Origin of the sequence: Streptomyces sp. NBC_00654 (assembly GCF_026341775.1) — a bacterium.
Classification (GTDB): Bacteria; Actinomycetota; Actinomycetes; order Streptomycetales; family Streptomycetaceae; genus Streptomyces.
In genome coordinates this window covers 1,334,557-1,355,191 of record NZ_JAPEOB010000002.1, presented here as the reverse complement: position 1 = coordinate 1,355,191, position 20,635 = coordinate 1,334,557, and the positions used below count along the sequence as shown (strand labels likewise).

General features: G+C 70.5%; 17 protein-coding genes. 7 read left to right on the top strand and 10 right to left on the bottom strand.

All coding sequences use genetic code 11. The features are described 5' to 3' along the window. Positions 1-44: 44 nt before the first annotated feature. From OHA98_RS26165 to OHA98_RS26150, 4 genes are all read left to right on the top strand, one after another. On the top strand, positions 45-1,502 hold the full coding sequence (locus OHA98_RS26165) for an aldehyde dehydrogenase family protein (RefSeq protein WP_266929183.1): 1,458 nt from the start codon (positions 45-47) through the stop codon (positions 1,500-1,502). A gap of 115 nt (positions 1,503-1,617) precedes the next feature. Further along, entirely contained in the window at positions 1,618-2,076 is a 459-nt protein-coding gene (locus OHA98_RS26160) for an Lrp/AsnC family transcriptional regulator (protein WP_266929182.1), read from the top strand. A gap of 237 nt (positions 2,077-2,313) precedes the next feature. Beyond that, positions 2,314-3,156, top strand: a complete 843-nt coding sequence (locus tag OHA98_RS26155) for a carbon-nitrogen hydrolase family protein (protein WP_266929181.1) — start codon at positions 2,314-2,316, stop codon at positions 3,154-3,156. Beyond that, the gene (locus tag OHA98_RS26150) at positions 3,153-4,844 is read left to right on the top strand and encodes an NAD(P)/FAD-dependent oxidoreductase (protein WP_266929180.1); all 1,692 of its coding nucleotides are present in this window, start codon (positions 3,153-3,155) and stop codon (positions 4,842-4,844) included. The genes OHA98_RS26155 and OHA98_RS26150 overlap by 4 nt, the downstream gene beginning before the upstream one ends. Positions 4,845-4,877: 33 nt before the next feature. On the opposite strand, the gene OHA98_RS26145 is transcribed toward OHA98_RS26150, so the two are convergent. The 10 genes from OHA98_RS26145 to OHA98_RS26100 all read right to left on the bottom strand — a co-directional run bounded on the left by OHA98_RS26145 (position 4,878) and on the right by OHA98_RS26100 (position 16,759). Continuing rightward, positions 4,878-5,726, bottom strand: coding sequence for a fumarylacetoacetate hydrolase family protein (locus OHA98_RS26145; RefSeq protein WP_266929179.1), 849 nt, complete (start codon positions 5,724-5,726; stop codon positions 4,878-4,880). A 60-nt stretch (positions 5,727-5,786) separates the two neighbouring features. After that, the gene (locus tag OHA98_RS26140) at positions 5,787-6,809 is read right to left on the bottom strand and encodes a hydroxyacid dehydrogenase (protein WP_266929178.1); all 1,023 of its coding nucleotides are present in this window, start codon (positions 6,807-6,809) and stop codon (positions 5,787-5,789) included. Then, the gene (locus tag OHA98_RS26135; protein WP_266929177.1) at positions 6,793-7,866 is read right to left on the bottom strand and encodes a dihydrodipicolinate synthase family protein; all 1,074 of its coding nucleotides are present in this window, start codon (positions 7,864-7,866) and stop codon (positions 6,793-6,795) included. Before OHA98_RS26135 ends, OHA98_RS26140 begins: the two co-directional genes overlap by 17 nt. 8 nt (positions 7,867-7,874) lie before the next feature. Then, complete coding sequence (locus OHA98_RS26130; protein ID WP_266929176.1) at positions 7,875-8,903, bottom strand: NAD(P)-dependent oxidoreductase; 1,029 nt, start codon at positions 8,901-8,903, stop codon at positions 7,875-7,877. Positions 8,904-8,909: 6 nt separating this feature from the next. Continuing rightward, the gene (locus tag OHA98_RS26125) at positions 8,910-9,728 is read right to left on the bottom strand and encodes a carbohydrate ABC transporter permease (RefSeq protein WP_266930913.1); all 819 of its coding nucleotides are present in this window, start codon (positions 9,726-9,728) and stop codon (positions 8,910-8,912) included. A 134-nt stretch (positions 9,729-9,862) separates the two neighbouring features. Next, entirely contained in the window at positions 9,863-10,768 is a 906-nt protein-coding gene (locus tag OHA98_RS26120) for a carbohydrate ABC transporter permease (protein WP_266929175.1), read from the bottom strand. Positions 10,769-10,942: 174 nt separating this feature from the next. After that, complete coding sequence (locus OHA98_RS26115) at positions 10,943-12,196, bottom strand: extracellular solute-binding protein (RefSeq protein WP_266929174.1); 1,254 nt, start codon at positions 12,194-12,196, stop codon at positions 10,943-10,945. Between the two features lie 47 nt (positions 12,197-12,243). Then, a complete protein-coding gene (locus tag OHA98_RS26110; RefSeq protein ID WP_266929173.1) occupies positions 12,244-13,500 on the bottom strand; it encodes a Gfo/Idh/MocA family protein in 1,257 nt (418 codons plus the stop codon). Positions 13,501-13,536: 36 nt separating this feature from the next. Further along, entirely contained in the window at positions 13,537-15,693 is a 2,157-nt protein-coding gene (locus OHA98_RS26105) for a peptidase C14 (RefSeq protein ID WP_266929172.1), read from the bottom strand. A 208-nt stretch (positions 15,694-15,901) separates the two neighbouring features. Then, complete coding sequence (locus tag OHA98_RS26100; protein WP_266929171.1) at positions 15,902-16,759, bottom strand: IclR family transcriptional regulator; 858 nt, start codon at positions 16,757-16,759, stop codon at positions 15,902-15,904. Positions 16,760-17,071: 312 nt separating this feature from the next. Here OHA98_RS26100 and OHA98_RS26095 point away from each other — a divergent pair, with 312 nt between their 5' ends. From OHA98_RS26095 to OHA98_RS26085, 3 genes are read left to right on the top strand one after another with little or no spacing between them, the layout of a single operon-like run. Then, entirely contained in the window at positions 17,072-18,442 is a 1,371-nt protein-coding gene (locus OHA98_RS26095; protein ID WP_266929170.1) for an aspartate aminotransferase family protein, read from the top strand. Beyond that, positions 18,442-19,629, top strand: a complete 1,188-nt coding sequence (locus tag OHA98_RS26090; RefSeq protein ID WP_266929169.1) for a mandelate racemase/muconate lactonizing enzyme family protein — start codon at positions 18,442-18,444, stop codon at positions 19,627-19,629. Before OHA98_RS26095 ends, OHA98_RS26090 begins: the two co-directional genes overlap by 1 nt. Then, positions 19,626-20,471, top strand: coding sequence for an amidohydrolase family protein (locus OHA98_RS26085; protein WP_266929168.1), 846 nt, complete (start codon positions 19,626-19,628; stop codon positions 20,469-20,471). Before OHA98_RS26090 ends, OHA98_RS26085 begins: the two co-directional genes overlap by 4 nt. Positions 20,472-20,635 lie beyond the last annotated feature (164 nt).

Below are 20,635 nucleotides of genomic sequence, written 5' to 3'. Positions count from 1 at the left end.
ATGAAGCGCAATCAGCTGCCTTTCTCTCTGTGGTAAGGGATCTCATGTCCTTCTTCACCGACCTGGCCCATCAGTACATCGACGGCGAGTGGAGGCCGGGGAAGGGGTCCTGGGACATCATCGACTTCAATCCCTACAACGGGGAGAAGCTCGCCTCGATCGCCGTCGCCACGGCCGGCGAGGTGGACCAGGCCTACCGTGCGGCGGAGCGGGCACAGCCGGCGTGGGCGGACACCAATCCGTACGCCAGGCGGGCCGTGCTGGAGAAGGCCCTGCGGATCGTCGAGGAGCGCGAGCCGGAGATCAGCGAGGCCATCGTCGCGGAGCTCGGCGGGACCGGGCTGAAGGCGGCCTTCGAGCTGCACCTGGCCAAGGAGTTCCTGCGCGAGTCCATCCAGCTGGCGCTGCGCCCGGCCGGTCAGATCCTGCCCTCGCCGACCGAGGGCAAGGAGAACCGTGTCTACCGGCTGCCCGTCGGTGTCGTCGGGGTCATCAGCCCCTTCAACTTCCCCTTCCTGCTGTCGCTCAAGTCGGTCGCCCCCGCGCTGGCGCTCGGCAACGCGGTCGTCCTCAAGCCGCACCAGAACACCCCGGTATGCGGCGGCACCCTGCTGGCGAAGGTGTTCGAGGACGCGGGCCTGCCCGCCGGACTCCTCAACGTCGTCGTCACCGATATCGCGGAGATCGGCGACACCCTGCTGGAGCACCCCGTCCCGCAGGTCATCTCCTTCACCGGGTCGGACAAGGTCGGGCGGCACGTCGCCACCGTCTGCGCGGCCAACCTCAAGCGCGCCGTCCTCGAACTGGGCGGCAACAGCGCGCTGATCGTGCTCGACGACGCCGATGTGGACTACGCCGTCGACGCGGCCGTCTTCAGCCGGTACATCCACCAGGGCCAGGTCTGCATGGCCGCCAACCGGATCCTGGTCGACCGGGCGGTGGAGGCGGAGTTCACCGAGAAGTTCGTCGCCAAGGTCGCCTCCCTGACCGTCGGCGACCCCGCCGACCCCGCGACGCAGATCGGCCCGCTGATCAACTCCTCGCAGGCCGAGGCCGTCTCCAAGCTCGTCGACCAGACCGTCGAGGCCGGCGCGACGGCCCTGCTGCACGGCCGGGCGGAGGGCAATGTGGTCAGCCCGTCGGTGCTCACCGGGCTCGCGGCGGACTCGCCCGTCCTGCAGCAGGAGATCTTCGGTCCGGTGGCCCTGCTGGTGCCCTTCGACGGCGAGGACGAGGCGGTCCGGATCGCCAACGACACCCCGTACGGGCTGAGCGGCGCCGTTCACACCGGCAACATCGAGCGCGGGGTGCGGGTCGGCAAGCGCATCCACACCGGCATGATCCACATCAACGACGGCACCGTCCACGACGAGCCCATCGTCCCGTTCGGCGGCGAGAAGAGCTCCGGCCTCGGCCGGCTGAACGGCGAGTCCATGATGGAGGCGTTCACCACCCAGAAGTGGATCTCGGTCCAGCACGGCCGCTCGCAGTTCCCCTTCTGACCCGGCCGCACCCCGCTGCGTCCGGCGCGCCCCGAAGGGGCGGCCCATGGTCTACTGCGGGGGCGGCACCGCCGCCCCCGCAGCAGACCCATCGCAGAGAAGTGAACCGCCCGACGTGCGCCTGAACGACCTCGACGAACGCATCGTCCACGCCCTCGCCGAAGACGCCCGGCGCAGCTACGCCGACATCGGCGCGATCATCGGACTGTCCGCCCCCGCCGTGAAACGCCGGGTGGACCGGCTGCGCGCCGAGGGCGCGATCACCGGATTCACCGTGCGGGTGGACCCGGCGGCCCTGGGATGGGAGACCGAGGGCTTCATCGAGATCTACTGCAGCCGCAACACGTCGCCGGAGGCGATCAAGCGGGGTCTGGCCCGGTATCCGGAGATCGCCGCCGCCTCCACGGTGACCGGAGACGCCGACGCGGTCGTGCAGGTCTTCGCCGCGGACATGCGCCACTTCGAACAGGTGCTGGAGCGGATCGCCGGCGAGCCGTACGTGGAGCGGACGAAATCGGTGCTGGTGCTCTCGCCGCTGCTGCGGCGGTACTCGGCGAGTCCGCCCCCGGCCTGAGACACCCGTGCCCCGGCCGGGCACCCGCGCCGCCCCGGCCGGCGGGAGCCTTCGCCCGAGACCCACATCACCCTTCTGACCTGCGGCGATGCGGTGCGCAACAAATCACCGCAGGGCCCGGGGGACGCGCAACGAATCGACGGTCCCCGCGCAACGGTCGCGCCTTGTCCGGGGCGACGGCCGCCCGTACCGTCGATACGTCTCCCCACTCCACCCCCGCACCGCCCGAGGTCAGCCATGCCGTCGTTGCGTACCGCCCTGCTCCAGAGCTCCGGCCGGCCCGGCGCCGTGGACGCGAACATCGGGATCCTCGACGAAGCGGCCGCCCGCGCCGCCGCCGCCGGGGCACGCCTGCTGGTCTGTCCGGAGATGTTCCTCACCGGATACGCCATCGGTGACGCCGTCCCCCGCCTGGCCGAGCCCGCCGACGGCCCCGGTGCGCGGGCCGTCGCCGACATCGCCGCACGGCACGGGATCGCGGTCCTCTACGGCTATCCGGAGCGTGCGGAGGAGCTGATCTTCAACGCGGCACAGCTCATCGGTCCGGACGGCAACCCGCTCGCGAACTACCGCAAGACCCATCTCTTCGGCGGTTTCGAGCAGGAGTGGTTCACCCCCGGTGAGCAGCCCGTCGTCCAGGCCGAACTGGACGGTGTCCGCATCGGTCTGCTCATCTGCTACGACGTCGAGTTCCCGGAGAACGTCCGGGCGCACGCCCTGGCCGGCACCGGCCTGCTACTGGTACCCACCGCACTGATGCACCCCTTCCCGTTCGTCGCCGAATCCCTCGTACCGGTACGGGCCTTCGAGAGCCAGATGTACCTTGCGTACGTCAACAGGACCGGCCCGGAAGGCGAGTTCGAGTTCGTCGGGCTGAGCTGCCTGGCCGGACCCGACGGCACCGTACGCGCCCGCGCCGGACGCGGCGAGGAACTGGTCGTCGGTGATGTGGACCCCGGTCTGCTGAACGCCTCGCGCGCCGCCAACCCGTATCTGCACGACCGCCGCCCCGGTCTGTACGGCTCCCTCGTCCGAGCCCGCCCCACCACTTCGTCCCCGCAAGGAGTCCGTACCCCATGACGTCCACGGTGCCCAACGCCGTCCAGCACACCGACGCGGCTCCGCCGATCACCATGTTCGGGCCGGACTTTCCCTACGCCTACGACGACTTCCTCGCCCACCCCGCCGGCCTCGGCCAGATTCCGGCGACCGAGCACGGGGCCGAGGTCGCCGTCATCGGCGGCGGGCTCTCCGGGATCATCACCGCGTACGAGCTGATGAAGATGGGGCTGCGGCCCGTGCTGTACGAGGCCGACCGGATCGGCGGCAGGCTGCGCACCGTCGGGTTCGACGGCTGCGACCCCACGCTGACCGCGGAGATGGGCGCCATGCGCTTCCCGCCCTCGTCCACGGCGCTCCAGCACTACATCGACCTCGTGGGGCTGGAGACCCAGCCCTTCCCCAACCCGCTCTCCCCGGCCACGCCCTCGACCGTCGTGGACCTGAAGGGCGAGTCGCACTACGCCGAGACCATCGACGACCTGCCGCAGGTCTACCGCGACGTGATGGACGCGTGGAACGCCTGCCTGGAGGAGGGCGCCGACTTCACCGACATGAACCGGGCCATGCGGGAGCGCGATGTGCCGCGCATCCGGGAGATCTGGGCGAAGCTCGTCGAGAAGCTGGACAACCAGACCTTCTACGGCTTCCTCTGCGACTCCGACGCCTTCACGTCGTTCCGGCACCGGGAGATCTTCGGCCAGGTCGGCTTCGGCACCGGAGGCTGGGACACCGACTTCCCCAACTCCATCCTGGAGATCCTGCGGGTCGTCTACACCGAGGCGGACGACCACCACCGCGGCATCGTCGGCGGCAGCCAGCAGCTTCCGCTGCGGCTGTGGGAGCGCGAACCGCGCAAGATCGTCCACTGGCCGCTGGGGACCTCGCTGGCCTCGCTGCACGACGGCGAACCCCGCCCCGCCGTGACCCGGCTCAACCGCACCGCAGGCAACGGCATCACGGTCACCGACGCCACCGGGGACATCCGCACCTTCCGGGCGGCGGTCTTCACCGGGCAGTCCTGGCTGCTGCTCTCCAAGATCGACTGCGATGACGCGCTCTTCCCGATCGACCACTGGACGGCGATGGAGCGCACCCACTACATGGAGTCGTCCAAGCTGTTCGTCCCGGTCGACCGGCCGTTCTGGCTGGACAAGGACGAGGTCACCGGCCGCGACACCATGTCGATGACGCTCACTGACCGGATGACCCGGGGCACCTACCTCCTGGACAACGGCCCGGACGAGCCCGCCGTGATCTGTCTGTCCTACACCTGGTGCGACGACAGCCTGAAGTGGCTGCCGCTCTCGGCGAACGAGCGCATGGACGTCATGCTCAAGTCGCTGGGCGAGATCTACCCGAACGTCGACATCCGCAGTCATGTCATCGGCAACCCGGTGACGGTGTCCTGGGAGAACGAGCCCTGGTTCATGGGGGCGTTCAAGGCCAACCTGCCCGGCCACTACCGCTACCAGCGGCGCCTGTTCACCCACTTCATGCAGGACCGGCTGCCCGCCGACAAACGGGGACTCTTCCTCGCGGGCGACGACATCTCCTGGACGGCCGGATGGGCCGAGGGCGCCGTACAGACCGCGCTGAACGCCGTCTGGGGTGTGATGACCCAGTTCGGCGGTGCCACGGACGCGACGAACCCCGGCCCCGGCGACGTCTTCGACGACATCGCCCCGGTCGAGCTGCCGGAGGACTGAGACCGGCCGGCGCGGTCGGTCCGGCCGCCCCCGTTACGCCGGCCGGCAGACGCTGCGCTGTCGGCCGAGGCCCGAGATCTCCACCTCCATCACGTCCTTGTCACCCAGGTACGGGAAGCGGCCCGACAGCGCCACGCCCTGCGGCGTACCGGTGTTGATGATGTCGCCGGGCTCCAGCACCAGGTACTGCGACAGATGGTGCACCAGATGCGCCACGCTGAAGATCATGTCCGCGGTGCTGGAGTCCTGCCGCGGCTCGCCGTTGACGTAGCTGCGCAGCCGCAGTCGCTGCGGGTCGCCCACCTCGTCGGCGGTCACCAGGACCGGGCCGAGCGGGTTGAACGTCGCGCAGCTCTTGCCCTTGGACCACTGGCCGCCCGACTGCTCCAGCTGGAACGCGCGCTCGGAGACGTCGTTGCTGACGGCGTAGCCCGCGATGTGCGCGGCGGCGTCGGCGGGGGAGTCCAGGTAGGAGGCGCGGCGGCCGATGACGACGGCCAGCTCCACCTCCCAGTCGGTCTTCTCGGAGCCGCGCGGGATCAGGACGTCGTCGTACGGTCCGACGACCGTGTTCGGCGACTTGTAGAAGAGGATCGGCTGCTCGGGCGGGAGCGCGCCCGACTCCGCCGCGTGGGCGGCGTAGTTCTGGCCGATGCACAGCAGGGCCGAGGGGCGTGCGACGGGCGCCCCGATCCGCAGCCCGGTGATGTCGGTCTCCGGGAGCTTCGGCTCGTCCGGGACCAGCCGGGGATTCTCGCCGAGCGCGGCGAGGAAGTCGCCGTCGATGTCACCGGTGATGCCCGACAGGTCGTAGTGAAGGCCTTCGGGGCAGACGAGCACCGGGCGTTCGGAACCCGGCTCGCCTACGCGCATGAAACGCATGGGGGTGAACTCTCCTGAGGTGAAAGGGGGGTGGGGTGCTCGCGTGACCGGGCCGGAGCCTCAGAGCAGCCGTACCAGGGCTTCGGCGGTCACGGCGTGCACGGGGGGACGGCCGTCCAGCAGGCGCAGTACCTCGTCGACGGCGCTCGCGCCCAGCCGCTGCCGGCACTCGACGCTGCCCGCCGCCTGGTGCGGGGTGAGCAGCACATTGGGCAGGGTGCGGAAGGGGTGGCCGACGGGCAGTGGCTCCGCGTCGAAGACATCGATGGCCGCGTCCAGCCGGCCCGGGGCCAGCTCCGCCAGGAGGGCGTCCTCGTCGACCAGCCAGGAGCGGGCGGTGTTCACCAGGCCCGCGCCGTCCGGCATCAGGGCCAGCTGCTCGGCGCCGATCATCCGGTGCGTCTCCTCCGTCACCGGGGCGTGCACCGCCACGATCCGGCTGCGGCTCAGCAGGGTGGGAAGGTCCACGGACTCCACGCCGAGCTCCGCCGCGTCCGCCGGGGACAGGAACGGATCGCTCACGCTCACCCGTGCCCCCATCGCCCGCACCAACGCGATGTACGCCCGTCCGGTGCGGGACGCGCCGATCACCCCGATCTCGCTGCCGTGGATCTCGTGGCGCGGCGGCGCCTCGCTCGCCGCCGCCCAGTCGGCGCCGCTCCGCAGGGCATGGTCGAAGCGCTGGATGCGGTGGAGCAGGGAGAGGGTGAAGGCGAGGGCCACCTCCGCCACCGGGCGCGCCATCTCGTCCCCGGCCTGGGTGACCCGGATGCCGCGCCGGAACACCTCCTCGGTGACGTACGGGGCGACCGCCGAGCCGGTGTGCGCCACCAGCTCCAGCCGGTCCGCGACGTCGAGGAGCCCGGTGTCCGCACGGGGGCTGCGCCACGACGTGATGAGGGCCCGCGCTCCCGGCATGGCCGCGAGCAGGGCCTCCCGGTCGCGGTGCTCGTCCAGGACGGTCAGTTCGGCCGCGTCCTGGAGCGCCCGCCAGACCTCGGGGGTGAAGAACTGGGCACGCAGGTGCGGGGGGACGGAGACGACCACCCGGGAGCGGTCGGCAGGATCAGGAGAGCCAGGCATCGAGGTGCTCCGCAACGAAGGCGTCATCGGTCAGCCAAGGGTAGGCCTCGGCCACCCGGGTGATCTCCTCGGCCTGTCCCGGAGACAGGGTCTCGGCCGGGTCCAGGCAGCGGATGTTCGCCAACAGGCCCTGGCGGTGCAGCACTTCGTGCACTCCGGCGATGCAGCCGCGGAACGCGCCGCGCACATCGAAGACCGCGCTGTTGGCGTCGGTCAGCTCGGACCGCCGGGCCAGGCAGCGCACCATCGCCGCGTGGTCCCCGGCACGGGCGGCGCGCACCTCGTCCAGGAGCGTCACGGCGGAGCTCGTCCAGACGGCCCACTGGCCCAGGAGCCCGCCGGCGAACCAGCGCCGGGTCCCGTTCGCCGTCTCGTACGGGGTCAGGAGGTCACCGATGATGTCGTCGTCGTTGCCGGTGTACAGGGCGACCTCGTCCGCACGGTCCGCGGCGGCCACCGCCCGTACGACATCGGCGGTGCGGTAGCGGTCGAACGGGGCTATCTTCACCGCGGCGGTGGACGGCAGGTCGGTGAACGCCGACCAGAAGCCGGGCGACAGGTAGCGTCCGCCGACGGCCTCCTGGAGGTAGAAGCCGATGACCGGCAGCACCTCGCCGACCGCGCGGGCCCGCTCCAGCAGACCCTTCTCGTCGGCACCGGGCACCGCCGGGCTGAGCAGCACCGCGTCATAGCCGAGCGCGGCGGCCGTCTCGGCCTCGGCGACCGCCTGCGCGGTGTAGCCGCAGGCCCCGGCGACCTTGATGAAGGGCCGGCCGGCCTCCCGGTCGATGGTCTCGGCGGCCAGTTCGAGGACCGGCCGCAGCAGCCCGACGCCGGGCTCCCGGATCTCGAACTGGGTGGTGTGCACGGCGACGGCGACGCCGCCCGCCCCGGAGGCGAGGTAGTAGCGGGTCAGCGCACGCTGGCGGCGCTCGTCGAACGTGCCGTCCGCGTGCAGCGCGAGCGGATGGGCGGGGATCACCGCCCCGTGGGCGAGCGCGTCCAGAGCGGGCGTGGAGGCGGGCGACGACGCGGACACGGGCGAAGGAGTGGACATGGGGTGGATCAGAACCTTCCGTCACGGACCTGGAACTTGGTGGGCTTGCCGGAGAGCGGCAACCCGCGGCGCAGCCAGTCGGCCTGCCAGGTGACGAGGGTCCGCAGCGTCACGTCCGGGTAGCCGAACAGCGCGTGGCAGCGGCTCGCGTCGGAGAGCAGCGCGGTCGGCGCCTCGGTCCCCGCGAACACCGGCTCCCGGTCGAACTCCTCGCCGAACCACTGCGCCAGACGGCGTACCGGAGCGGTCTCCGGGCCGGTGAGGTTGAGGGTGAACGCCGCACCCTCGGTGGCGTGCGGCAGCGAACGCAGGGCGACCTCGTTCGCGTAACCCTGCCACACCACATTGGCATGACCGGTCGTCACATCGACGGGCTCGCCGGCCCGGACGCGTGAGGCGATGTCGGCGAGCACGCCGTAGCGCAGGTCGACCGCGTAGTTGAGGCGGATGTTGGCGACCTTCGTGCCGCGGGTCAGCGCGGCGTGGTCGAAGATCCGCTCCCGGCCGAGGCAGGACATCGCGTACTCGCCGACCGGTCCCACCGGGTCGCTCTCCGTGCAGCCGCCCGAGGAGACCGGGACCAGCGGGTACACATTGCCGGTGGAGAACGCGGCGATCCGGGCGCCGGGCCAGCGGCGCGCCACCCGGTCCGGCATCGCGGCGTTCACCGCCCAGGCGTGCGAGGGCGCCCCGGCCGAACCGAACTTGGCGCCGACCATGAAGACGATGTTCCCGGCCTCGGGAAGCTCGCCCAGATCGGCCGCCGGGTCCATCAGGTCGAAGGCGACGGTGGAGACGCCCGCGGCCTCCAGTTCCCCGGCCGCCGCCTTGTCCGACCAGCGGGACACCGCGTACACGGTCACGTCCGTCCGGCCGGCGGCGTCCAGCGCCCGGCGGGCCAGCCGGCACAGGCTCGGCCCCATCTTGCCGCCGGCGCCGAGGACCAGCAGGTCGCCCTCCAGCCCGGCGAGGTCGGCGATCAGTGCGGGGGAGGGGGTGGCGAGCCGCTCTTCGAGCGCGGCCTCATCGGTGAACATTCGTAGCTATCCCTTGATTCCGGACGCGGTGACGCCCTCGGTGAAGTAGCGCTGGCCCACCAGGTACGCGGCGAAGATGGGCACGAACGCGATGACGGAGCCGGAGAGCACCACATTCAGCGGCACGTTCTGCTGCTGGAGCGAGGCGATACCGACGGTGAGGGTGCGCATGTCGGTGGACTGGCCGATGACCAGCGGCCACAGGAAGTCGTTCCAGTGCCACAGGAAGACGAACACCCCGAGCGTGGCGAGGATCGGCTTCAGCAGCGGCAGCACGATCCGGTAGAAGATCTGCCACTCGCTGCACCCGTCGAGCCGGGCCGCCTCGAACAGCTCGTCGGGCAGCCGCTGGATGAACTGCCGCATCAGGAACACCGCCTGGGCGTTGGCCAGGGTCGGCACGATCAGGCCCCAGTAGGTGTCGACGCCGCCCATCTTCGCGATCATCGCGAAGGTCGGGATCATCGTGACGTGGTACGGGACCATCACCATCGACAGGAACGACCAGAACATCGCCTCCCGGCCGGGGAAGCGCTTCTTGGCGAACGCGTACCCGGCCAGCGAGGCCAGCAGCAGCACACCCACGACCGAGACGACCGAGTACATCAGGGTGTTGAACAGCCAGCGCGGTACGTCCTGGGCGTTCATGACGGTGTCGTACGCCTCGCCGGTGAGCGGCCACGGCAGCAGACTGCCGGGGAACTCGACCGCCGCGGACGGCTTCAGCGAGAGCACGACCATCGCGTAGAACGGGAAGATCGTCACGATCGCGGCGACGGTCAGCAGCGCACCGCGGGCGATCCGCCCGGCCGGCGTGGCGCGCATGCCGTGCGGGACGGTGTCCTGTTCGGAGAGTTTGCGCAGCTTGCGCTCCGCGCGGCGGGCGGCCCGGTCGCCGCCCGCGGGTGCCTTGGGCGCGGGGGGTGCCTTCTCGGTTTCCACGGTGCTTGCGGTCATGGTCACTGGTCCTTCCCGATCACGAGCCGCTGGATCACGGCCACCACCACGGTCAGCACGAAGAGCGCGACGCCGATGGCGGCGGCGTAACCGAGGTCGAAGTACTTGAAGCCCGCGTCGTAGAGCTGGAAGACGAGCGTGTAACTCGCGTTGGCGGGGCCGCCGCCGGTCATCGTGTAGACGGCGTCGAAGACCTGGAAGGAGGCCGTCGTCTCGATCACGGCGAGGAAGAACAGGGCGGGCTTGAGCTGCGGCAGCACGATGTACCGGAACCGCTGCCAGGGCCCGGCGCCGTCGGTGAGGGCGGCCTCCTCCAGCTCCCGGGGGATGTCCTGCATCCGGGCGAGCAGGATGAGCATCCCGTAGCCGAACCGGGACCAGACGCCGACGATCGCCAGCGCGGGCAGCACCAGGACGTCGTCGGAGAGCCAGGAGCCCTCGGACATCCCGAACCAGCCCATCAGGGTGGACCACGGGCCGCCGGTCGAGAAGATCCAGACGAACACGGTGGCGGCCAGCACCAGCGAGGTGACGACCGGCAGGAAGAACACCGACCGGAAGAACTTCGCGCCGCGGAACGCCCGGCGGGTGATCAGCGCCAGGGAGACGGACGCGATCAGGGTGCCGGGCACGGCCAGCACGGTGTAGAGGACGGTGACCTTCAGCGCCTGCCAGAACAGCGGGTCGTCCCAGAGGCGGGTGAAGTTGTCGAGCCCGATGAAGCTGCCGCCGCCGGTGAGCGAGTAGTCCGTGAAGCTCATCAGCACACCGGCGATACCGGGGCCGAACCGGAAGGCGAGGAAGAGCAGGAAGCACGGGAGGACGAAGAGCAGGCCGATCCGGGCCTCGCGGCGCGCCTGCGGCCCGCTGCGACGGCCCCGGCGGGTTGGTTCCGCGACGACTGCCACGGGGATCTCCTTGCGGTACGGGAACATTGCGGGGTGGTACGGCCCGGCGCGATGCCGGGAGGGGCGGGGTCCGGAAGGTGCCCGGACCCCGCCGGGGCGCGGGACCTGGGGTGTGTGTCGAAAGCCCCGCCCGGCTCGCCCTTCGGGCGGACGGCGCTGCTTTCGACACACGCCCTAGCGGCCGAGCATCGCCTGGGCGGCCTTGGCCGAGTCGTCGAGCGCCTGCTGCGGGCTCTTCTTGCCCAGCAGCGCCGCCTGGATCTCCGGCGCCAGCACACCCATGACCTCGCGGGACTTGTCCTCCAGCGGGCCCACCGTCATCGTCGGCAGCGTCGCGCCGACGGCCTTCTGGAGCGCGTCACCGGGGTAGAGGTCGCCGCCGGACTCACGGGCCGGGAAGTAGCCCGCGCCCTTCTGGAGGCCGGCCGCGTTCTTCGACTCGGCGACGAAGTTCAGCCAGTCGCCGGTGTTCTTCTTGTCGGCGCCCTTGAGCATCGACAGGGCGCCGACGGTGCCGTAGCCGACGGACTCGGTCTCCTTGAGCGGGGGCTGGACGACGATGTTCTCCTTGCCCCAGAACGGCTCGACATCGGCCGGGGTGTTCTGCCAGGTGCAGGCGACCTTGCCCTTGGCGACCGGCGTCTGCTCCAGCTTCGGCGTGGTGGTCACCAGGTCCTTGTCGCTGTAGCCGCCCTCGACGAGCTTCTTCAGGTACGTCAGCGCCTTGACCCCGGCGGCGTCGTTGAAGGTGACCTTCTTGCCGTCCTCGGAGAAGACGTCGCCGCCCGCCTGCCACAGCAGCGGGTAGAAGGTCATGTTCAGCGTCTGCTGGGTGTCCCCGCTGTAGCTGGTGGCGTAGAAGCCCTTGTCCTTGAGCTTGGGGGCCAGGGCCTCCAGCTCCGCCCAGGTCGTCGGGTACGAGGTCTCACCGATGGCGGAGAACACCCGCTTGTCGCAGATCAGCGGGTTGGCGCTGGTCAGGACCGGGGTGCCGAGCGCCTTGCCGTCGTACGTCACGGACGTGAGGGCGAAGTCGGTGTAGTCCGCCTTGGCGTCGGCCGGCATGTAGTCGTCGGCCGGGACGATGTTCTTGGCGTACTTGGGCAGCTGGTCCGGGATGAGGTACACGGCGTCCGGGCCCTTGCCCGAGGCGATCGCGGTGGCCAGCGCGGTGTCACGGTTGGCCCACGGGAAGGTCTCCACCTTCACCTTGACACCGGAGTGCTCCTTCTCGAACGCCTTGACCAGACCGTCCCAGTAGGCCTTGTTCTTGGCCTCGTCGAAGATGACGGGGTAGGTCCACATGGTGACGGTGTTGCCGTCGCTGTCGCTGGAACAGCCGGCCAGCACGCCGGTGGCCAGCGCGGTGGCGAGGACCGGGGCGGCGAGGGAACGGACTCTGGAACGGCGCTTCGGTGCACGGGACATGAGGGGGTCCTCCGAGGACGTGAGGGTGATGCCGGGACGAGGGGGAGTCATGCGACGGGCACCTGCTGGACGGTGCCGGTGTGGCGGGCGCGTTCGGCGGCGAACGCCGCCAGATGGCTGCCGAGAGAGGTGGCGGGGCCGGAGCGGACCGCCCCGGCGTCCCCGGTGGCGACGGCGGTGACGAACGCCTCCACGAGCGCGGCGTCCCCGCCGCCGTGCCCGTCGGCGGCGTTCGAACCGGACGCGCCGAGTTCCTGGACGGTCGTCTCGCCCGTCCGGAAGTCCTGCACGGTGACCCGCTCGCCGTCACCGCGCAGCCAGCCGTGCGAGCCGAAGATCCGCGTCTGGCGGTGCGTCTGCTCGGTGAACGCCACCATCTGGAAGGTGGCGGTCACCCCGTCGGTCAGCTGCATGGCGATGACCTGGTGGTCGACCACGTCGTTGTCGCTGCGGTACGCGCACACGCCGTACGGGCCCTCCCGCAGCGCCTGTACCAGACCGGCCTCGTCCGTCGCCTCGGTGACATGGGTGACCGGCCAGACCGCGCCCTTCTCGCGCAGCGTGGGCATGTACAGCTTCAGCGCGCTGTACGGGCAGTCGGACTCCACCGCGCAGTCCAGACAGCGGTCGGCGGAGCCGGCCGGGGCGTTCTCCGGCCGGAAGTGCTTCAGCCCGCCGAAGCCGGTGACCTGCTCGATCCGGCCGCCCATCACATACGTGATCCAGTCCAGGTCGTGGCAGGACTTGGCGAGCAGCATCGGGGACGAGTCCTTCTCGCTGCGCCACGGGCCGCGCACATAGCTGTGGGCGTAGTGCCACCAGCCGACCGGCTCCAGATGGTCGAGCGAGACCAGCTGGCCGAGGACGCCGGAGTCCACCACGCTCTTCACCAGGTCGGTGTAGGGCGTGTACCGCATGACGTGGCAGACGGCGAAGAGGACTCCGGCCCGCTCCACGCCCTCGACGATGCGCCGGGTCTCGTCCTCGGTCGGGGCGAGCGGCTTCTCGGCGAGGATCGCGTATCCGGCCTCGGCCAGGGCCAGGACGGGCTCCACATGGAAGCGGTCCTGGGTGGCGACGATGACGGCGTCGGCGATGCGGTTCTCGACGAGCGGCCGCCAGTCGTCGAACTCGACGGGGGCGCCGGCTGCGGCCCGCGCGGCCGGACGCGGGTCGGCGACGGCGACGAGCTCGGCGCGCTCCGGGTGGGCCTTGATCCACTCGGCGTACGTCAGACCGCGGTTTCCGGCGCCGACGAGGGCGACCCGTACGGGCCGGCCGGTGATCGGGGTGTGCGTGGACACGGGGATTGCCTCCTCGGACTCAGTGGGTCGGGTTGATCAGAAGCGCAGCGTGGCCGCGGTGTGGGCGACGCGGTCGCCCTCGTCGGGCAGCGCGGTGCGTTCGGTGCCGGTCTCGACGCAGCCGGTGTGCAGCAGGTGGCTGCCGGAGCCGGCGAAGGCCGCGGGCCGCAGTTCCAGGCGCCCGCCGGTGAAGGTGGACCCGGTCGCCCGGTAGCGGTTGGGTCCCTCGGTCACCAGCACATGGGCGGTGCCCGCGGGGGCGGTGGAGTCGAGTCCGGCCAGCTGCCAGTCGACGGTGCGGCCGGTGCCGGTACGGGACAGGAGAGCGGCGTCCTTGTTGGTGCCGTTGATCCGGGTGCCGTCGACCCGCAGCCGCTGGTCCTTCGCGGAGGTCAGCTTCAGCCCGGTGTCGCGGAGCTCGCCGCCGTGCACCGTGATGTCCGCGTGGGCGAGGGAGACGGGGGCGGTGTCCTTGGAGCCGGACAGCGTGCACTGGTCGAGGACGAGGGGCCCGGTGCCGTTGAACACCGCGCCGTCGACGCCCTTCAGCACGGTGCGCGCGATGGTGACCGGGGCGGAGACATTGGCCTGGGTGATCTCGGCACCCGCGGCGAAGGCGAACGAGGAGTCGGCGATCACATTGGGCCGGGTGGACAGGTCCGAGGCCCGGGAGACGATCAGCGGCCCGGTGGCGGTGCAGCCGCGCAGCTGTACCCCGTCCGCGTTGACCCAGAGCATGCCGGAGCCGGCGAGCGACTTCTTGCCGACGACGAGCACGTCCTCCAGGGTCAGGTCGGTGATCTTGACCCGGGCCACGAACCAGGAACAGGCGTGCCTGCGCACCGTGATCCGCTTGGCCCGACCGCCCCACGCGGCACCGGAGTTGGCGAAGGTCATCAGACCGGAGTTGCCGGTGTAGACGAGGTCGTGCTCGAACTGACCGTGCGTCACGAACGGGCCCTCGTCGTCACCGTCGCCGTGGCAGTTGGTGACGTAGCAGTAGGCGGAGGCCGTGAAGTCGTTGAGGTGACGGGCGTTGGAGGTGTGACAGTCCTCGACGTGCCCGTACAGGCAGTAGATCTGCTGGGTGAGATAGCCCGCGCCGCCGTAGGTGACGGACTTGGGGTTGGTGAGCGAGCACTGCTCGGTGCGGTAGTACGTGCACCAGCGGCGCATGACCACCGGCCAGAACGTGCCGATCGCCTCGATCCCGGAGACGTCGCAGCGCACCGCGTACTCGTACGCGACCGGGTGTGAGCCGGTCATCTCGTCCTCGCCCCAGCCCTCGAAGACCATGTTGCGCACATGGGCGCGGTCGACGGGCTCGATCCGGGTCCAGCTCAGGGTGCGGCCCGCGGCCAGGTCCCAGCCGATCTGGTAGTTGACCCGGATGTGGGTACCGTCCACGATCCCGGTCACCTGGACGAGGCGCTGGATCTCCTTCTCGTACTTCCCCGTCAGCGCGTCGCTCTCCACGGCCCACCACTGGCCGACCGCGAACTTCCCCGAGTCGCCGACCTCGAAGAGGTCGGACAGGTCCGGCATCGGCGCACTCAGCTTGTGGGTGTGCGTGGTGTCGGTGGGGGTGCCGCGGAAGGAGAGGACGGCGCCGAAGGGGTTGTCGTGGGTGTTCTTCTCGATGCCTTCGGTGCGGATGGTGTGGCCGCCGAAGTCGAGTTCGATGTGGGAGCGGTCGAAGAGGTGGCGTTTGGTGAACAGGAGGTCGGTGTGGGCCTCGATGCGGTGGATAGCGGGGTCGTTGATCATCGCGTCGAGTGCGGTGTCGGCGGGGGTTTCGGCGTCGAAGTGGCCGAAGGTGCGGAAGTCGACGGTTCCGGTGTGGAGCTGGTGCCAGCGGCCGGTGGCGGGCTTCTTGGCGGGGGTGATGACGGTGCCGCCGTTGTGGGCGGCTTCGGAGGTGCGGTTCCAGCGGACGGCCATCGCTCCGCCGTCGCCGGGGGTGTGGTGGCCGGCGACGAGGACCACGGTGCCCTCGGTGAGGTGTTTGGTGTTCAGGGCCCGCAGGGCGGTGACCGTGTCGGCGCGGGTGACCTCGCCGGTGTGTCCGGGAGCGGCCTGCGCGGAACCGGTGGCCACGGCCGAACCGGCCACGACCAGACCGGCGAGACCCGAAGCCCGCAGCAGATTGCGACGGCTGGACTGCGCGGGGGTGGGACTGGTGGGAACGCTCATGCGGACTTCGCCTTCCGAGAAGTGCCGAAAATGAGGGAGCGTTCCTGCGGGGGACTGCCATGGGGCGGATGGCTGAAAAGGGTCCGGCCGTTGGATGTCCACGACGCGATGGGCAGGCGTCGGTAACGGGCCGGAAGGGGTGAATCACCGATGACCTGTGGGTGTCATCGGGGTTGGCAGGGAACCTACGGCGGGTTGTGCCGATCGGTCAAGACCTGATTTCGTCGGAATGCGCCTGAACCGTGTCGGACACGGATCCGGCGGTGTCGTCGACCCAGCCCAGCGACACGCTGATCCGCCGGGCCGCGTCGCGCACCTGACCTCCCAGTTCCTGGTAGCGCCAGGCCGGCAGGCCGAGCTTGAGGCCGGTGATGCTGACCGCGCCCGCGCACACCGAACGGTCGTCGAAGACCGGCGCGCCGATGCAGATGATCCCCTCGGCGTCCTCCTCGTCGTCCAGGGCGTATCCGACCCGGGCGATGTCGCGCAGGTGGGACAGGAACGTGGCCGGGTCGGTGATGGTCCGCGCCGTACGCCGGGGCAGCCCGAACCGCTCGATCACCGCGGCGGCCTCGCTCTGCGGCACGGCGGACAGCAGGGCCTTTCCCAGCCCCGTGCAGTGCGGCAGCTCGCGCTGTCCCATCCGCAGGTCCAGCCGGACCCGCTGGTCCAGCTCGACCTGGTCCACCACCACGGCGTGCCCGTCCTCGGGAACGGCGAGCCGGGAGGCCATCTCGGTCAGCGCGGTGAGATCGCGCAGGACGGGGTGGGCGACGCCGCGCAGGGAGACCTGGGAGCGGGCCCGGTCGCCGAGTCTGGCCAGGCTCATGCCGAGCCGGTAGCGCCGGTTCATCCCTTCGCCGTCGTCCGAGACGAGTCCGTACGCGCGCAGGGTCTGGAGCATGCCGAAGGCGGCGCTCTTGGAGATGGAGCAGGCCTGGCCGACCTCGGTGACGCTCAGGCCGTTCCCCTGGGCGGGGGCGGCGAGCGCTTCGAGGATGTCCGCTGCCCTGGCCACGCTCTTGACCCAGTACTTCGGTTCTTCTTGGGCAGCACTGTTCGTCATAGCAGAACAGCGTAGTGCCTGAGCCGGTCCGAGCGGACCCTTCATGGCGGGGAAAGGTCCAGGAAGAGCCCAGGAAGGGCTGGGAATCGGCGTTTTGGTGGCCGAAAGGGGGTTGACCGTCCCGAAGGGCGGACGTAATATCCAGGCACTGTTCTGCTCTACAGAACAGTGTTTTGAAATCAGAAACGCATCACCACGAGCACCACGGATCACCCTCTTCCTGCGGCGACTGCCGGGCGGATGGCGCCAGGGACTCACGGGCCGGGCAGGGTCCGCGACAACCGACGACTCTCGACGCAAGGAGCAAGCACCATGAGTTCAGGCCCGGTGGGCAACGAATCCGGAGCCCGACTCGCCGAGCGCGCCCGCCAGGTCGTACCCGGCGGCGTGAACAGCGGTCAGCGCAGCGTTCCCGGACTGACCGACCTGGTGGTCACCGGCACCGACGGCGCGCGGTTCCGTACCGCCGACGGACGCGAGTACACCGACTTCCACTCGGCGTTCGGCCCGCCGCTGCTCGGCCACAACGACCCCGACGTGGCCCGTGCCACCGCCGAAGCGGGCGCCACCCTCGGCCACATGGGCGTCGGTGTCACCGAGGGCGAGGTCCTCCTCGCCGAACAGCTCACCGAGCTGATCCCCTCGATCGAGAAGGTCCTGCTCACCAGCACCGGCAGCGAGGCCACGTTCCACGCGCTGCGCGTCTCCCGCGCCGCCACCGGCCGCCGCCTCGTCGTCAAGTTCCAGGGCTGCTACCACGGCTGGCACGACTCGGTCAGCCTCAACGTGATCTCCGCCCCCGAGAAGGTCGGCGGCCACGACCCGATCTCGACCGGCATCCTGCCCGAGGTCCTCGAAGCCACCCTCGTCCTGCCGTTCAACGACAGCGAGGCCGTCCGCCGCACCTTCGCCGAGCACGGCTCCGACATCGCCGCCGTCATCGTCGAGCCCGTCCCGCACAACGTCGGCGCCCTCCTGCCGTACCAGGAGTTCCTCACCACGCTCCGCGAGGAGACCACCAAGGCCGGCAGCGTCCTGATCTTCGACGAGGTCATCACCGGCTTCCGGCACAGCACCGGCGGCTGGCAGCAGATCTCCGGCGTCACCCCCGACCTCACCACCCTCGGCAAGGCGATCGCCAACGGCGCCCCCGTGGGCGCGATCGGCGGCCGCGCCGACCTGATGGACCTCTTCTCCACCCGCCCCGGCGCCCCCGCCTTCTTCGCCGGTACGTACAACGGACACCCCTCCGTCGTCGCCGCCGCCCTCGCCACCCTGCGCAAGCTCCGCGAGGAGCCGGTCCACGAGCACGTCTTCCGGCTCGGCGACCGGGTCCGTACCGAACTGACCGCCCTGTACGGACGCCTCGGCGTCCCGGCCGTCGTCACCGGCTACGGCTCCGTCTTCGTCAGCTACTTCATGCCGGGCGAGGCCCCCCGTACCTACGCCGACCTGCTGAACAACGACGCCTCGCTCTTCGTCGGCTACCGCCGCAAGCTCCTGGAGCACGGTCTGTTCGAGCTGCCGCTCAACCTCAAGCGCAGCCACATCAGCTACGCCCACACCGACGCCGACGTCGACCGCCTGATCGAGGGCACCGAGGCGGCCGTCAAGGCGGTGCTCGCCGACGGAGGCGCCCGCGACCTGGAGAACACTTCCACCATGGGCGGAGCGACCCGCTGATGCTCACCGTCAACCGCACCCGCCCCGCCGGCCCCGCCGGGCGGATCACCCGCGTCGAGACCCTGATGCTCGGCACCTCCTGGCGGGACTTCGGCTATGTCCGGGTCCACACCGACGAGGGACTCAGCGGCATCGGCGAGATCACCCACCCCTACCGGGTGGGCGAGGTCTGCGCGCTCACCGAGGCGATCGCCAGGCGCCACCTCATCGGCGCCGACCCCTTCGACATCGAGGAGCTCTGGCTCCGCGTCTACCAGGGCGACTTCCTGCGTGGCGGCGACATGGGCGGCGTCGCCCTGTCCGGTCTCGACCAGGCCATGTACGACCTGATGGGCAAGGCGCTCGGAGTCCCCGCCTACCGGCTGACCGGTGGCGCCTGCCGCGACACCGTCCGGGTCTACGCCAACGGCTGGTACACCGGCGAGCGGGAGCCCGAGACCTTCGCGGCCAAGGCGAAGGAGACCGTGGCGAAGGGCTTCACCGCGCTCAAGTTCGACCCCTTCGGTCCAGGTCTGCACGAGCTGGAGCGCGCCGAACTGCGCCGCTCCGTCGATCTGGTGGCCGCCGTCCGCGAGGCCATCGGCCCGGACATCGACCTCTTCATCGAGGGCCACGCCCGCTTCGCCATGCCGACCGCCGCGCGGCTGGTGCGGGAGCTGGAGCCGTTCGACATCGGCTGGTTCGAGGAGCCGATGCCCTGGACCCACATCGAGCGGTACGCGGAACTGCGCCAGCGGGCCGCCTTCCCGATCTCCGGCGGTGAGCACTTCCACAACCGCTACGAGTACAAGCAGCTCTTCGCGACCAACGCCGTCGACATCATCCAGCCCGACCTCTCGATGGCCGGCGGCTTCACCGAGGTAAGGAAACTGGCCGCGATCGCCGATACCCACGGCATGCTCGTAGCCCCGCACAACTCCAACTCGCCGCTCTGCACCACGGTCTCCGTGCACGCGGCGCTCGGAATCCCCAACTTCAAGATCCTGGAGACCTTCGACGGGCTGCTGGAGCCCTTCGTCTTCGAGGCGCTGAAGGGCACCCTGCCGATGGCGGACGGCCACATCGGCCTGCCGACCGCCCCCGGCCTCGGCGTCGAACTCGTCGACGAGGTCTTCGAGGAGCACCCGCCCAGCCACCGCTTCTGGAACATGTTCGCGGACGGCTGGGAGAAGCGGAACCGGACATGATCGTCGACGTCCACTCGCACCTCTTCCGGCACAGCCACGACTTCACCGAACCCTTCAGCTCCGACTCCGCCCGCGCCCACGAGGGCGAGGTCGACCTGACGGTGACGTGGGAGGACTACGCCGCCACCGCGCCCGCGTCCACCCGGACCGTCGTCGTCGGCGGCAAGGCCCGCCGCAGCGGACTCTGGGTCGACGACGCCGCCGTGGCCTCGTACGTCCAGAAGCACCCCGACCGCCTCATCGGCTATCTCTCCCTCGACCCCACCCAGCCCGGCTGGCAGGACGAACTCCGCTACGGCCACCAGGAGCTGGGTCTGCGCGGCATCAAACTGATGCCGATGTACGCGGGCTTCGACCCGGCCGCCGAGGAGTACGACGAGCTCTACGCCTACGCCGAACGGCACGGGCTGCCGCTCCTCGTCCACACCGGCACCACCTTCGTGTCGAACGCCCCGCTGGAATGGGCGATGCCACGCCACCTGGACGCGGTCGCCATCCGCCACCCGGAACTGCGCATGGTCCTCGCCCATCTCGGCCACCCCTTCGAGGGCGAGTGCATCGCGGTGATCCGCAAGCACCCGCATGTGTACGCGGACATCAGCGCCCTGCACTACCGGCCCTTCCAGCTCTGGCACAGCCTGCGGCTGGTCCAGGACTACGGGGTCTTCGACAAGGTGATGTTCGGCAGCGACTACCCGTTCACGACGGTCGACGACTCGGTGAAGGGGCTGCGGGAGATCGCCCGCATCCCCGGCATCCCGGGGCTCGCGCCGCTCGACGTGGACAAGGTGGAGGAGATCATCCACCGGCCGTCGCTGGACCTGCTGGGCCTGAACGGCTGACCGGCGCCCCACCGCGAACGGCCGGGCTCCACCCGTGGACCCGGCCGTTCACCCCGGACAGCCGGGTCCGCACCGCCGGCCCGGCCGTTCCCCACCGACCTGCCGGCCCGAAGCCCGGGGCGCCACCCCCCGGTACCCGGGCACCCGTCCGGCAGCAGGGCCGC